This is a genomic window from Veillonella infantium (genome assembly GCF_002959895.1).
Classification (GTDB): domain Bacteria; phylum Bacillota; class Negativicutes; order Veillonellales; family Veillonellaceae; genus Veillonella; species Veillonella infantium.
Map to the genome: position 1 here is coordinate 264,806 of NZ_PPDD01000001.1, position 14,250 is coordinate 279,055.

15 protein-coding genes are annotated in these 14,250 nt (G+C 39.5%); 3 read left to right on the plus strand and 12 right to left on the minus strand.

The window, feature by feature from the left end; translation table 11 throughout:
• Positions 1-62: 62 nt before the first annotated feature.
• The 10 genes from VCHSUH03_RS01245 to VCHSUH03_RS01285 form a co-directional block, all read right to left on the minus strand.
• Positions 63-1,493: a [FeFe] hydrogenase, group A gene (locus VCHSUH03_RS01245; RefSeq protein ID WP_105086111.1), complete on the minus strand. Its 1,431-nt coding sequence runs from the start codon at positions 1,491-1,493 to the stop codon at positions 63-65.
• Positions 1,494-1,944: 451 nt separating this feature from the next.
• Complete coding sequence (locus VCHSUH03_RS01250; RefSeq protein WP_105093775.1) at positions 1,945-2,319, minus strand: hypothetical protein; 375 nt, start codon at positions 2,317-2,319, stop codon at positions 1,945-1,947.
• Between the two features lie 78 nt (positions 2,320-2,397).
• Positions 2,398-2,763, minus strand: a complete 366-nt coding sequence (locus tag VCHSUH03_RS01255; protein ID WP_105093776.1) for a hypothetical protein — start codon at positions 2,761-2,763, stop codon at positions 2,398-2,400.
• Between the two features lie 352 nt (positions 2,764-3,115).
• Positions 3,116-3,487: a hypothetical protein gene (locus tag VCHSUH03_RS01260; protein ID WP_105093777.1), complete on the minus strand. Its 372-nt coding sequence runs from the start codon at positions 3,485-3,487 to the stop codon at positions 3,116-3,118.
• A gap of 144 nt (positions 3,488-3,631) precedes the next feature.
• The gene (gene gyrA / locus VCHSUH03_RS01265) at positions 3,632-6,106 is read right to left on the minus strand and encodes a DNA gyrase subunit A (RefSeq protein WP_105093778.1); all 2,475 of its coding nucleotides are present in this window, start codon (positions 6,104-6,106) and stop codon (positions 3,632-3,634) included.
• A gap of 87 nt (positions 6,107-6,193) precedes the next feature.
• Entirely contained in the window at positions 6,194-7,198 is a 1,005-nt protein-coding gene (locus tag VCHSUH03_RS01270; RefSeq protein WP_174683248.1) for a virulence RhuM family protein, read from the minus strand.
• Between the two features lie 64 nt (positions 7,199-7,262).
• Positions 7,263-7,439 carry a hypothetical protein gene (locus VCHSUH03_RS09500; protein WP_157939972.1) on the minus strand — a complete coding sequence of 59 codons (177 nt, stop codon included), beginning with the start codon at positions 7,437-7,439 and terminating at the stop codon, positions 7,263-7,265.
• A 179-nt stretch (positions 7,440-7,618) separates the two neighbouring features.
• Positions 7,619-8,779, minus strand: coding sequence for a DNA/RNA nuclease SfsA (gene sfsA, locus VCHSUH03_RS01275; protein ID WP_105093779.1), 1,161 nt, complete (start codon positions 8,777-8,779; stop codon positions 7,619-7,621).
• Between the two features lie 232 nt (positions 8,780-9,011).
• Complete coding sequence (locus VCHSUH03_RS01280; protein WP_105093780.1) at positions 9,012-9,875, minus strand: HigA family addiction module antitoxin; 864 nt, start codon at positions 9,873-9,875, stop codon at positions 9,012-9,014.
• Positions 9,876-9,891: 16 nt separating this feature from the next.
• Positions 9,892-10,107, minus strand: coding sequence for a type II toxin-antitoxin system RelE/ParE family toxin (locus VCHSUH03_RS01285; RefSeq protein ID WP_420917983.1), 216 nt, complete (start codon positions 10,105-10,107; stop codon positions 9,892-9,894).
• A gap of 544 nt (positions 10,108-10,651) precedes the next feature.
• Between VCHSUH03_RS01285 and VCHSUH03_RS01290 the strand changes: the two genes are divergently transcribed.
• The 3 genes from VCHSUH03_RS01290 (at position 10,652) to VCHSUH03_RS01300 (ending at position 12,820) form a co-directional block, all read left to right on the plus strand.
• Positions 10,652-11,608, plus strand: coding sequence for a DUF1858 domain-containing protein (locus VCHSUH03_RS01290; protein ID WP_105093782.1), 957 nt, complete (start codon positions 10,652-10,654; stop codon positions 11,606-11,608).
• A 1-nt stretch (position 11,609) separates the two neighbouring features.
• A complete protein-coding gene (locus VCHSUH03_RS01295; protein WP_105093783.1) occupies positions 11,610-12,275 on the plus strand; it encodes a hypothetical protein in 666 nt (221 codons plus the stop codon).
• Positions 12,276-12,532: 257 nt separating this feature from the next.
• Positions 12,533-12,820, plus strand: a complete 288-nt coding sequence (locus VCHSUH03_RS01300; protein ID WP_009351598.1) for a cupin domain-containing protein — start codon at positions 12,533-12,535, stop codon at positions 12,818-12,820.
• Between the two features lie 122 nt (positions 12,821-12,942).
• On the opposite strand, the gene VCHSUH03_RS01305 is transcribed toward VCHSUH03_RS01300, so the two are convergent.
• Together VCHSUH03_RS01305 and imm48 are read right to left on the minus strand one after the other, a co-directional pair.
• Positions 12,943-13,464 carry a nitroreductase family protein gene (locus VCHSUH03_RS01305; RefSeq protein ID WP_105093784.1) on the minus strand — a complete coding sequence of 174 codons (522 nt, stop codon included), beginning with the start codon at positions 13,462-13,464 and terminating at the stop codon, positions 12,943-12,945.
• A gap of 108 nt (positions 13,465-13,572) precedes the next feature.
• Positions 13,573-13,965 (minus strand): Imm48 family immunity protein, encoded by a 393-nt coding sequence (gene imm48 / locus VCHSUH03_RS01310; RefSeq protein WP_105093785.1) that lies wholly within the window; start codon positions 13,963-13,965, stop codon positions 13,573-13,575.
• Between the last annotated feature and the right edge of the window lie 285 nt (positions 13,966-14,250).

Sequence of the window (14,250 nt, forward strand, 5' to 3'; positions counted from 1 at the left end):
CGTATCGACTGATTACATTCGAAACGACTCATACTGACCGAATTAGCTACATGATAATACGATTAGCCCTTATATTTAGGGGATGTTGGGCATGTTTCAGGTGTTACGTCTTTGCGATCACCAAGAACCGCGCTGCGGTCTGTGTAATGTGTATGCAAAAGTTCATGTGCCTTATGGCCCAATGGTTCACCCAAGAAGTCTTTGTATAAGGCTTGGATTTCTGGATTTTCATAGGAAGCAACCCATTTGTAGTTCGCATCAGCTTCATAAAGACCGCCAATACGAGCTTCCTTAGTTTTCACAGCTTGAGGCAATTTAGTGCGCGGTTGACCGCCGCCACCAATACAGCCACCAGGGCAAGCCATAACTTCGATGAAGTCATAGTGTTTATCGCTGTCTTTCAAGGCATTAAGGAAGTCACGTGTATTTTTACCGCCATGCACTACCGCAACGGACAAGGTTACATCATCACCTAATTGAACAGTGGCCTCTTTAACGCCTTCCATACCACGAACGTCTTCGAGGTGTGTCAATGCATATGGAGGTGGCTCTTTATCAGTGATAAGCTTATATGCTGTACGCATAGCTGCTTCCATAACACCGCCAGTGTTACCGAAGATGATGGAGGCCCCAGTTTCCATACCGATTAAGTCATCGAATTGGGATTCTTCAATAGCATTGAAGTCGAGGTTTTCCTCTTGAATCCAACGGATGAACTCACGAGTTGTGATGGAAATATCTGTATCCATACCAAGAGATTCGTCATCATAGAAACGAGCCGCTGCATTTTCTTCTTCCCGTTTTGTTTCTGCTTTTTTAGCTGTACAAGGGTTTACAGATACGGATACGATATTGCTAGGATTAATGCCTTTTTTCTCAGCAAAATATGTTTTAATCATAGCTGCTTCCATAGCGATACAAGAACGTGTGGAAGACAAGTTAGGAATCAATTCAGGGAAGTAGATTTCCGCAAAGCGCACCCACGCTGGGCAGCAGCTTGTGAACTGAGGAATTTGACCACCATTTTTAAGGCGTTCTACAAGCTCAGATGCTTCTTCCATGATAGTTAAGTCCGCACCAAAGTTAGTGTCTACTACATAGTCTGCACCTAATGCACGCAATGCACCAACCATTTTACCTTCAAGGAATGTACCTGGTTCGTAACCAAAGCCTTCACCGATCGCTACACGAACAGCTGGAGCTGTTTGGATAACAACGATTTTTTCAGGATCTGCAAGAGCTGCTTTCACCTTTTCAAGCTCGGATTTAGCATGCATGGAGTCGAATGGACATGCAGCCGCACATTGACCACAGTGGATACATACTGGCACATCACCATTTGCATCGAGATCGTAGTAGTCGAGTACGCTCATTACGTCCGCACAAGCGCGACGGCATAACGTACAGTTTTTACACTTAGAAATGTCGTGATAAATGGATGGATTGTCGAGCGCAATCGGCACGCGTTTATCGATAAATTCGTATTGAGACATGAGGACCTCCTCTAACAAACTAAAACTAGCAAACCTTTAAAAGAAATAGGCCAAACTACGGAGCACTGTGCTCAAGGCGTACTTCCACATCTTACCTTTAGTATACGCTATAGTGAAAGTTTATACTATGTAGAAATGTTACACTTTTGCGTAAAATTATGATCAATCAACCCTCTCTAGATGACATAATATTGCGCATGCTATTCTACATAACATTGTGCGTGATATTGCACATGACATTGTACATAACATTCTACATGATATTGTGTGTAAACATATTTCAATAAGACACAACTTACAAAAATGCGTAATAATATTCCCATTGTACCACGAATGGATAAATAATTCACCAAATTTTAGGGAATTAAAAGCAAAAAAAAAACGCACGTCCTCAAATGAGAACGTGCGTATGTAGGCTTTCACTAAAAATCATAACCCTCGGAGGATCAGATTATTTGTCACCCCAGATAAGTGTGTATACAGCGTATGCAGGAGTACCTTGTTCAACCTTACGAGTAGATTTGTTAGGTTGTTCTTGTTTTACTACTTCGCCTTTTGGATTGTAAAGAGTAACCTTAACGTCTTTTACTTCACGTTTTTTGTGATTGAACTCTTCAGTTACGATGTAATGGTAACCTTCGTAATCCATAGCTTTGATGTCCAAAACAGCTTTTTTGTCATCTTTTTTAACAGAATCGTTATCGATGGACCAAGTGATGCCATTGCTATCAGTACCAACAGTATACCAATTTGCTGCATCAACACTACCGATACCACCAATCAATAAAGCGCCTGCTGCCAAAACAGCTGCTAATGTTTTTTTCATATGTTTACCTCTCGATTTAAATACAAGAATACGAAATCTAGTATATTCGATGAAACTAAATATTTTATGAAAGACAATTTACCAAATCAAGTGATACACGTGATCTAGATTACTTCCTTCTTGTATTTGTATTTTTGTATTCGCCAATGTTTCAGAGCCAATCATATAGCCTTGTGGATTATATGTTGTAACATCAATAAGCTGCACTGTTTTATCAGCACGGTTAAATGTCATCGTATAAATGGAGTGATCTCCATTCGGATCTACAATCTTTAAGCGCAATGTAGCTTGAGCATCATTTTTATTAACAGAATCATTATCGATGTAACCAGTACGACCGGCTTGATCTGTTTCTAATGCATACCAACTTTCAGCATGAGACACACCCACACCAGCGCTAAATAACAAACCGGCTACAGCTAGACAAGCAAATAATTTTTTCATAACTAGTCTCTCCTGACTATAAAATTAAATAACTATGCAATCTACATACATAAATTCCCTACGCCTTCATTATAACACCATAATTGCATATTACTAATAAAAACTCTATTAAATGCATAAATTATATAGAACCCTAAGGAACATCTAGCGAGTCCCCTATGGGCTTTAAATAATCCAATGGATTTGAAGGCTGGTATTCGCTCTGTAAGATTGGTAAGAAAATAGAAAGCCCCGAACTATTCTGAAAACGACTTAGTTCACTATGGAGGCTTTCAGGATAGTTCGGGGCGACTTATACGTTCTAAATATCTAAATAGACAGAGCGAATATCAGCTTCTATTAAATTGTTGGATTATTTACCCCATAGGGCCTGCATAACTTCCGCGCCCATGGTATCATCTTCAATTTTTGTAGGTTTTTGTGCTTCTTTACTGGACAACAATGCTACACCTGCAGCACTGTATACTGTTGTATCAAGTTCTGTCCATGTTTTTTCTTTGCGATCGATACGTACTGTGTAGATGTATGTGAAGCCTTCTACATTGTTAATTTTAACAAGTACTGTAGCCGCATCATCTGTTTTATATACAGAAGAGTTATCGATGAACCATGCTGCATCGTCAGCATCCGCATCGATATAATACCAATCAGCGGCACTAGCTTGGCCAAAGCCACCTACAAAGAAAACCCCTGCTGCAAACATAGCAGCTAACCATTTTTTCATTTCTAACTCCTTAACGCTATAGACGACCATCTAAGATGGCCGCCCATAGTTACTTACATATTTGTATCTTACTTAATTATATTACTTATAGTATGCTCTAACTCATTAGCTTATGAACTTATAAGCTTACTGTTCTTTAGCTTATTATTCTTCAGTTCCGTCTTCTTCGATTTCAGAACCTGGAATAACAGCAATGCTAGCTACTTTATCACCTTCGTCGAGGTTTTGTGTTTTCACACCAGAAATAGCTTTGCCTTTTTTAACAGCAATATCGTTCATGTTGAAGCGAATAATCTTGCCTTGTTCAGAGATAAGCATTACTTCATCATCATTATGAACAACTTCAACGGCAACTACGTCACCTGTTTTGTTCGTAATCTTGAAGTTCTTAGAGCCTTTACCGCCGCGTTTTTGCAATGTATAAGCTTCCGCATCATTGCGTTTACCAAATCCTTCTTCGGAGATAGTAAACACTTGTGCTTCGCTTTCATCAGCATTAATAACACCAGCACCTACAACCACGTCGCCTGCATTGAGTTTAATGCCCCGCACGCCGTGAGCCGCACGTTTCATAAGGCGTACATCGCTTTCACTGAAACGAATAGCGATACCCAATTTAGTACCGATCAAGATATCTTGGTCACCAGTCGTTACGTTGACGGAAATCAAGTGATCCCCTTCGTCGAGGTTGATAGCGTTGAGACCAGAACGACGGATGTTGCGGTATTCTTCGATAGCTGTACGTTTTACAACGCCGAACTCAGTTACCATGAATAAGTTTACATCTTCTTGAACGCGTTCAAGGTCGATCATAGTCGTAACGGATTCGCCTACAGCTAGTGGCAATACGTTAACCATAGCAGTACCACGAGAGTTGCGGGAACCTGCTTCTGGCACTTCGTATGCTTTGAGGCGGTATGTACGACCAGTAGATGTGAAGAACAACAATGTATTATGCGTACGTACATGCATAATTTGTGTTACATAATCGTCTTCCTTCGTCTTCATTCCGATAACGCCAGCGCCACCTTTATGTTGGTTGCGATATACGTTCGCGTTCATCCGTTTGATATAACCTTGTTTAGTCAAGGTAATAACCATCTCTTCGTCAGCGATGAGGTCTTCTACATCAAGGTCGGACGTATCGATTGTGATTTCAGAACGACGAGGGTCGCCGTATTTCTTCTTCATATCATCCAGTTCGTCTTTGATGATTTGACGTTGACGCGCTTCGCTAGCCAAGATAGCTTTCAAGTCTTCGATCAATGCCAACAATTCCTTGTATTCGTCTTCGATTTTCTCGCGTTCCAAGCCTGTTAAACGGCGTAAACGCATGTCGAGGATGGCTACTGCTTGTTTTTCTGAAAGCCCGAATTTTTGCATCAATGCGTTACGTGCAATTTCGTCAGTTTGGGAACTGCGGATTGTAGCAATAACTTCATCGATGTGGTCGAGGGCGATCAACAAGCCTTCCAAGATGTGTGCACGCGCTTCGGCTTTGTTAAGCTCGAATTGAGTACGGCGTACGATTACATTGAGACGATGATCTAAGTAGTAACCCAATACTTCTTTCAAATTCAATACGCGAGGATGACCATCTACAAGGGCCAACATAATCACGCCGAAAGATTCTTGAAGTTGAGTGTGTTTATATAATTTGTTAAGAACGATATCTGGTTGTACGTCAGCGCGCAATTCGATAACGATGCGCATACCTTGACGGTCAGATTCGTCGCGAAGTGCTGTGATGCCATCAATAACCTTGTCGCGGCTCAAGTTCGCAATCGTTTCGATAACGCGAGCCTTGTTAACTTGGTATGGGATCTCAGTCACTACGATTTTATGCTTGCCTTTCGCCATTTCTTCAATGGTTGCACGAGCGCGCATTTTTACGCTACCACGACCTGTGGAATACGCTTTTTTGATGCCTTCCCTGCCCAAAATGAGCGCCCCAGTTGGGAAGTCTGGACCTTTGATTTGCGTCATCAATTCGTCCACAGTTACGTCTGGATTATCGATGAGCATGGTAAGGCCATTACATACCTCGTTAAGGTTGTGCGGCGGAATATTTGTCGCCATCCCTACGGCGATACCGCTGGAACCATTGATGAGAAGATTTGGAATCTTCGCTGGCAATACGGTAGGTTCTTGCAAACTTTCATCATAGTTCGGCATGAAATCAACAGTTTCCTTGTCGATATCAGCGAGCATTTCTTGCGTAATTTTTGCCATACGTACTTCGGTATAACGCATCGCAGCGGCACTATCGCCGTCGATGGAACCAAAGTTACCGTGGCCGTCTACCAAGAGGTAGCGCGTATTGAAATCTTGCGCCAAACGAACCGTTGCGTCGTAAACGGAGCTATCACCATGTGGATGATACTTACCGAGTACGTCACCGACGATACGAGCGGATTTCTTGTACGGTTTATTTGGCGTCATGCCTGTTTCGTGCATCGCGTACAAAATACGACGATGTACTGGTTTCAAGCCATCACGCACATCTGGAAGAGCACGCATTACGATTACGGACATCGCATAATCGATATAAGCGTTCTTCATTTCTTTATCAATCTGAACGGGATGAATATTCCCGTGGGACCATTGTTGGTCTGCCACAATCTCACCTCATTTTACTAACACTGATTATAATACATCATAATATTATAGCATTTTTAAGGGCTAAAGGCTATAAACCCTTTATTATTAACTATGTTCTCTCACAAACTTATCAAAATCAGAAATTACTTTCTGTTGTGCATTAAACACTTTATATTCACTAACAGCTTTCTTCTGTGCTTGTGTCATAGAAATAAGTCCTTTGTTCGTTAAGATTTGATACTCATTAAAGTCTAAAAACTTATCTACACTTTCAATAAAAGCTTTCATAGTAAATGTTTCACGTCGTTCAATAATACGTTCTATATAATCAAAAAATGAGGATACCGTTCGCTCAAGTTGTTCAATCTGTTCAATAGATAAATAATTTTTTGCTACGATTACATCCTTCTTATAAATCCGCCCTTCCGGTCCAGATTCCCACGTAGTCAATCCCATATGATCCTTTGTAGCATCTGCATGACTATGAATGATTTCTGCAGCAGTTTGACCAGTAATAGCATAATGAAACTTATTCTGTATCGTTCCAAAAAATTCTCTGGTAATAGGTGATTGTGCATCATAATCGATTGCACACACAGCAAATATATCTGTCACTTGTTGATATATGCGTCGTTCACTAGCACGAATTGAGCGGACTCTTCGTAGTAATTCTTTAAAATAATCTTGTCCAAATGCACGCCCATTCTTTAGCATAACATCATCAAGAGCAAAACCTTTGATAATATATTCCCTTAAAACTCTTGTCGCCCAAATTCGAAATTGTGTTGCCTTTTTACTATTTACTCGATATCCTACTGCAATGATAGCATCAAGATTATAAAAATCTATTACCCGTTTAACAGTACGAGTTCCTTCTATTTGAACTTGTTCCATTTTGGAACAAGTTCCTAGCTTTTCTAATTCGCCGTCAGAATAAATATTATTTAAATGCTTGGATATAGCCTGTGGATTAACATCAAATAGTTTTGATATATCTTTTTGTGTCATCCAAAATGTTTCATCTTTGAATAGTACATTCGTAGAAACAGATTCATTCTCTGCTTGATATACAATCACATTTCCTGTAATCGCATTTTCTAAAGATGTCATATAATTCCCCTCTATATTTATATCTCATTTTATTTCATACTTATAAGCTATTCCTGCTTCTTATTTAATGAGCTGCATGGTATATCATATGGTCCAAGACCTTAACAAAGTCTCGTTCCACACCTGAAGTATCATTACCAGTACTGCCAATGCCTGTTAGCATCGTTTCTTTCCAATCATTCTTTGCCATAAATCTAAATGAAATCAAATACTTAGCTTTTGTTTTATCCGCTTCTCCCAATTAGGGGCCCTGCCCCATGCGAAAGGAAAAGTGCTTTTGTTGTTGGGACTGCTCCACCTATAGGGTTATAAAAAAGTTAGACACTTATGAATAAGCGACTTAGGTCACTATGGAGGGAAGGAATAAGTGTCTAACTTTTTTAACTAGTAAACCACTATGTGACGGGGCCCCAACAACAATCACTTAACTAGCGCATCCAATGTATTCATTCGATAATTCTCTATTACATTCATAAAGGATTGATTATGTATCGGATTGTCCATCATCCCAAATAGGTGGCTTTTACAGTCGCAATCAGAGGATCCAAATTTCGGCACGTCCCATTCGGCAACGCCGCGGACCGCATCAGCGAGAGCACATTCCGCATCATCTAGGCTAGTGCGAATCGGCAGGCCTGCTATCATTTCGCAGTGACCGCGGAAGTAATCTAGATGCCAGTGCATTTTCTTCCGTTTTCGTTTATGGCGCTCAATGCGTTTCGTTAAATTCGCCTTCGCAGAGCCGACGTACATATAGTACCCCGCCTTGAAATGCATCATTCCTTTAGAACCGACTTCAAGGTCTAAATCGTGGTCCAGAAGCATAACCATCACGTACACGCCGCTATCGTGAGCCTCTGTGTCTAGAATGTTACTCGGATAGGAACATTCATGGGTTACAGTAGGCATGGTAAAAGTCTCATCCCACGCCACAGCAACGGCTTTCCAATCTAAAGAAGTTGCGACCTCTTTAAAGGTTTTAGCGAATTCTAAATCTGTATGGTAGTCTGGCAAGAACCACTGCGCCCTATCCCATTGTACGAGGAATAAAACACCTGTGTGGTAACCTTCATTTTGCAATTCTTTCAAATGTAATAAATGCTTGCGCCCTCGTTCTGTAATCGCATCAGGGAACATGGCACCAGTCTTGGAGAATAGCGTACAAGACTTAACCTCTAACAAGAACTCATCACCTTTATCATTGGTGAGGAGTAAGTCAAAACGTGATGATGTGCCATGTAGTTTAACCGTATACTCCCGCCGCACAACGCGCCACTCCTCCCAGCCAGGGATGAGTTTATTTTCGATCAAGTGCTGCGCTACATCATTGCTGTAGTTTGTATCGAGCATAATCACTACACCATCGCGCTCGATGCCTACCACGCGGTATTTTGTCTTTGCATCAGGCTTATCGTGAGGCACGATATACATTGTTACACCCGTAAACAAGAGCTCCCACATGCGACCAGGATTTGGCAAATGAGCGAGTACGCTTTCACCATTTAAATCTAAGGTCACCACAAAACGGTTCGGGCGACCTGTATATGTTGCTTTTAAAATTGTATCGTAAAGGACTTTCATTGGTACTCCTATATCAAGAATATTCTATATTTCTATTATACGCTATTTTGTTACAGGATGAGAGTCTTACGAATTGTACTTTGAAAATCCTTACTGATTGTACTTTGAAAGTCCTTACAGATTGTAGTTTTAAAGTCCTTATAACTTGTATGATGAAAAACCTAGAAAAAGCCTAAAAAGTAATATCTAAGAAAAACCTAAGAGTTACACCTTAACTATTTACAAAAATGAATTAATAATTCACCACAGTTACAGGGTCATTATTACGGTATTTACGATTACTACGCGGATAATCTCGTTCTAACAAATTATGTAAAGCTTCTCCTAATAACTTCCAAAAAGCATCAGAACCTTCCGTTGGTATACCAAGAACAATGGAGTTTCCTTTGGAATATGTAATACATGTGGAGGTTATGTTATCAATAATTGGCAAATACACAATAATCACACCACATGCTGCTAACATGTCCTTAAGAGGCTCTTTCACAGCAATTAAAGGTTCACTAGAAAGATCCTTAATTTTGGGTATAAATTTTTCTAGTAACTCTGCATCGTAGGGATTTACTTCTACAAAGCGTGCCCTCCCTTTCGTGATTTGTACCAATGTATAAATTGCACTCTTTTTATCAGGCTCCATATCCTTAATATTTTCATATACTAAGGGCATAATCATTTCATTAGCTACATATTTTAAAGAAGCTACCTCAAAAAACTTTTGTAGATTATTGACCTGCTCAGCTGCCTTTTTTGTTTCTGGCACGATACCTAAACGTGCGAGTTTGGCATAACCAAAATGTTTCGCAAAGTTAATTTCTTCATCAATAGAGTTTTCATACTCTACTTTTAATATCTTTTCTCTGTAATTAGCTTCTAATCCATTCCAAAAACTTGCCTCTACACCAAATACCCGTTCAAGACGCATTGCCACATCCTGCGTTAGTGGCACCTCTCCATTAATGAGCTTACTAATGTGTTTCTCACTCATATCCATTCGTGTAGCTAATTCTTTTTGGGACATATGTCTATCTTCTAAAACCTCTTTTATTGTCATTCCAGGCGGTATAGCAATAAAAGTTTTACTCTCATATATCTTCATATGTATATCTCCTATACTAATGATAATCAATAATTTCTTGAATCTCTACTACGTGAAACGTTCCATCAACATGTATAAAAATAAGTCTATAAGGGTGTACTAAATCCATGGCATATTGAGTTTTGCGATTCCCAACCAACTTATGACACCGACCTACACCATTTAAAATCAAATCCTGAATAGATGTAGCAAAACGAAGTTGATCAATTCTTAAATGAATTTTACGTGCCATCTCACGCCCATATTCCCGCCTAGCAAAGTTTGCATCTGTACAAACTGTTTCTAACTTATTATTCTTATATCGTATATCCAATATGTCACCGACTCTCTCAAATCATAGTGAATGGTTGATACAATATAAATGGCCATTTATAATAATTTACCTAGTAGGTTAATTATATTATACTCCCTCAAATATAAATGTAAACACATAATTTACCAATTAGGTAAATTATTTTATAATATCTAGTATCATAAATCATATATACTATTAATAATTAATATTAAAAACTTTCAATTTTGTAGCTTAGGTTACATTATTACGTGTTAAAATAGTTTATACTAGGAACATCAGGTCAGTATTTAATACCCGTACTGATCGTTACGCCGGGTTTTGATGAGGCATCGCCTAGTTGATCTCATCACGCTGTTCGTATACGTGCGAAGCTTTCACAAAACCCAATGGCGTATATAGATTACAAATAAAGAATCATATAGATTAACTAAGTAGTTTAAGCCACTATTCTCCGCAGAGAGGGCTCGAGAAAGGATCTAACATGGCACAAATTGCAGCAAATTTACAACGCATTAAAAACGGCCAACGCCGTTATGCAATTACACCTCGCATTCCTGCAGGTTTCATTCAACCAGAACAATTACAAAAATATATCGACGTAGCCAATGAGTTCGGCGCCGTTCTTAAATTGACTGGCAGCCAACGCATTATGATTACGAATTTGAAAGCAGAAGACGTAGATAAAGCTTGGGAAATGCTCGGCATGGAGCCAGCGTATATGGTTTCTAACCGTGTGCGTAGCGTAAAAATCTGCCCAGGCACTACATTCTGTAAACGTGCTAAACAAGACAGCGTACATCTTGGTATGCAACTTGAACGCAAATATTTGTCTCAAGAAATGCCAAGCAAAATGAAAATCGGCGTGGCCGGTTGTATTAACTCTTGTACTGAAAGCCGCATGAAAGATGTTGGTATTATTGGTACTGTAGAGGGCTGGAACGTATACGCTGGCGGTAGCGGCGGTGCTCACCCACGCATCGGCGACCTCATCGCAGAGGTAGCAACTGAAAAAGAAGCTCTTGCATTAGTAGATCGTATCATTGCATACTATAAAGAAAACGCACAAATCGAGCGCATGGGCGAATTCATCGACCGCATTGGTTTAGAGACTTTTAAAGCAGCTGTATTGGGCGACCTTGAAGGTGCTCCAGCTGAAAGCAAATCCGATGAACCAGCTGTGTTCTTACCTGGTCATGGCAACGACCCTGAACCAGAAGCACCACGCCTCGAAGCAGGTGCCCCTATTACACCAGACACAATCATTCGCGATATCGTAGATACATATCCAAATGTCGTACCTGTGTTACAAAGCATCGGTATGGGTTGCCTTGGTTGCCCATCTTCTACAGCTGAGCCATTATGGCAAGCCGCAGAAATTCACGGTGTTAATGTATACGATTTAGTTCAAAAATTAGAAACAGCACGAAAAGGAGCTTAATATGTCCGCATTCTTAGGTCACATCCATTACTGGTTATATCGTAAAATCCAATTGCTCGTTGAGCGTGAAAACTTGATTTTAGAAAAAACAACTAAGGTTGTTGATGATTTGGCAGAGGAATTACACTCTATCTCCGTAGATACATACGGCGAACCAATCAATCCAAGCATTCCGCTAGAAAACATTATCGACCACGGCAATATCCATGGCTGGTTGGCTAACCAAATCAATATCGCTTCCGTTCGCGAAGCAGCTTTCATCAAAGATTTGCTCGACACTAACGCTGGCGACGAAGCAGTACATGTAGTAACAGCTATTCTTGATGCATTCGCTGTACAAGGTCAAGCATGTGGCGTTGTGGCGCAAGACAACCTTGAGGAACACACTGCACCAGCTATTTACAATGCGTTGCAAAACTTCTACGTAAATGGCATGCCTTGCGATGGTGGTGACCAAGTGGTTTCTGAAAGCCCAGATGAATTCACATGGGTTGGCGATCACAGATTACAAGCAGGCTACTGGCGTACAGCGGGCGTTGACCCTAAGTTCATGGCCCTTGCATACCAAACATGGTTCGAAGCTTTTGTAAAAGCCGTAGATCCAAACTTTGAACTTGTAACAACTGAAGAAAACGGCACACGTTTATATACAATCAAGAAAAAATAAATAATAAATACATAACATTCCGTTTGTTTAGAGACTATAAACGAACGAAAATGGACAAAAAGCGAACGTAAAATTTTACGTTCGCTTTTTTCATGTCTAAAATTTTCTATATATTTTTTACAAAACTGTAGCTATAGGCACAGCATTGATAAGTAATATCATTTATAATATAAGCATAAGGTAATTACACAAATTAATTTAATTAAGTGATAGCGTCAGCTTTCAAAACATAAAAAGCTAGAATTAGGAGGTCTATTATGGCAGGCACAGTTAATCAAGAATTAGGTTTATTATTCCAAGGTCCTAACTATGTAATCGTTAAAAAAGGCGGCAAAGCTGGTGAACAAGTTGAAAAACACAATCACCCAGAAGCAAACGTAATCTTTACAGTAGTAAAAGGTAAAGTACAAGTGTTCCTTAACGAAACTGAAGAACACGTACTTGTACCAGGCCAAGTATTGGAATTCAACGGCGACAACTACATCCAAGCAACACTTGTAGAAGATAGCGAATTCGTAGTAAACCTTATTCATAAACCAGAATAAATACTAACAGAACCTACAAACACTATTAGAAAAGGCGGTTAATCGTAATTGATTAACCGCCTTTTTTGTATTACTTAAATTCTGTAGTGCTTACATTTTATAGAGCTTACATTTTGAAGAAATTAAAAGGAGTTATAGATTGTTAGCTCACTTACATCAGCCCGTTTTGTATGGCCTGGGGCAGGTACGCAATCAGGATGAGGATAACCGATTGGGAATATCGCTACAGGTATGATGTTATCAGGCAAAGTATAGGCTGCTCGTACCTTAGCAGGATCAAAATGAGCAATCCAAGTTGTTCCTAGACCTATATCCGCCACAGTAAACATAAGGTGAGAGCCTACAATACTAGCGTCTACAACGCCCATATCCGCATCATCGTATTCCCGTTTCCAACTCACTGTATTATCATAGCAAACAATAATTGCCAACGGTGCATTGAAGTGACCATTCGTGCAATCTTTTAGTTTATTAAGACTATCTGTCGTATTCAACACAAGTAAGCGTTGTGGCTGATAATTATGAGCCGTAGGTGCTAATCTCGCTGCCTCTAACAAGATATCTAATTTCTCTTGCTCAACGGGCTTCGTATCAAATTTGCGAACTGAATACCGCTCTGAGGCTAATGCTTTAAAATCTTTCATTAGATCTCACTCCTTAGTTGAAATAAGCTAATCTATTTTAAAGAAAACACCTATATAATACTTATAATATATTAACCTATATAATACTTATAATATATTAATTCCCTATTATAGCTCTCCTTTTACCACTTGAACAACTTCATTAAAATCTTCTGAAAGATCATCAAACTGATGGTCTGAATATAAAAAATAACCTTCTAAACCTCTGTGAATAATTGCATTTACTGTTGGGTGAAACTCCTCATCTGTCGCATCAATGACGAATTGCGTCATTTGATAAGCTACTTCCTCTGAATAAGTAAGTTTATCAATACCAATATTAAACATCAAGTCTTGGACATCCTCTGGTGTAAGGGACTCCTTTTGAGCCGTCCCATTTAACATTCCAAAAATATATGCTGCCGCTAACTCTCTATCAAGCTCATCCTCTAAATTAATCGTAACCAAGCTAAGGAATGTATCAACCATTTCCATAACTTCATTCACAATACTATCTTTCATAATAAATCCTTTCTTCAACAGTTTACACATTGTCACAAGAAATAACTAACTAGCAATAACTATGGGATATAAAACTGACAAGTCTCTTCCCTTAGTTTACATGACGATATAAATTTAATTTACTATATGTTATCTCTATACAGACTACTTCTGTTAATATATTTCTCTGTCTTACTGTAAAAGTCCTTTAAATCATAACCACCCGTAGAACGGGTGGTTTGCTCTGACCCTATAAGGGTCTTTCTCTAGTGGTGGCCCTCTAAAGAGGGCATTGAATGATCTGAC

Bases quoted from the DNA above. Each gene is read 5' to 3' on its own strand.
- VCHSUH03_RS01250 (WP_105093775.1), bottom strand. From the start codon at position 2,319: ATGAAAAAAACATTAGCAGCTGTTTTGGCAGCAGGCGCTTTATTGATT.
- VCHSUH03_RS01290 (WP_105093782.1), top strand. From the start codon at position 10,652: ATGGCACAAATTGCAGCAAATTTACAACGCATTAAAAACGGCCAACGC.
- sfsA (WP_105093779.1), bottom strand. From the start codon at position 8,779: ATGAAAGTCCTTTACGATACAATTTTAAAAGCAACATATACAGGTCGC.
- VCHSUH03_RS01280 (WP_105093780.1), bottom strand. From the start codon at position 9,875: ATGAAGATATATGAGAGTAAAACTTTTATTGCTATACCGCCTGGAATG.
- VCHSUH03_RS01260 (WP_105093777.1), bottom strand. From the start codon at position 3,487: ATGAAAAAATGGTTAGCTGCTATGTTTGCAGCAGGGGTTTTCTTTGTA.
- VCHSUH03_RS01300 (WP_009351598.1), top strand. From the start codon at position 12,533: ATGGCAGGCACAGTTAATCAAGAATTAGGTTTATTATTCCAAGGTCCT.
- imm48 (WP_105093785.1), bottom strand. From the start codon at position 13,965: ATGAAAGATAGTATTGTGAATGAAGTTATGGAAATGGTTGATACATTC.
- VCHSUH03_RS01295 (WP_105093783.1), top strand. From the start codon at position 11,610: ATGTCCGCATTCTTAGGTCACATCCATTACTGGTTATATCGTAAAATC.
- VCHSUH03_RS01305 (WP_105093784.1), bottom strand. From the start codon at position 13,464: ATGAAAGATTTTAAAGCATTAGCCTCAGAGCGGTATTCAGTTCGCAAA.
- VCHSUH03_RS01285 (WP_420917983.1), bottom strand. From the start codon at position 10,107: ATGGCACGTAAAATTCATTTAAGAATTGATCAACTTCGTTTTGCTACA.
- VCHSUH03_RS01245 (WP_105086111.1), bottom strand. From the start codon at position 1,493: ATGTCTCAATACGAATTTATCGATAAACGCGTGCCGATTGCGCTCGAC.
- VCHSUH03_RS01270 (WP_174683248.1), bottom strand. From the start codon at position 7,198: ATGACATCTTTAGAAAATGCGATTACAGGAAATGTGATTGTATATCAA.
- VCHSUH03_RS01255 (WP_105093776.1), bottom strand. From the start codon at position 2,763: ATGAAAAAATTATTTGCTTGTCTAGCTGTAGCCGGTTTGTTATTTAGC.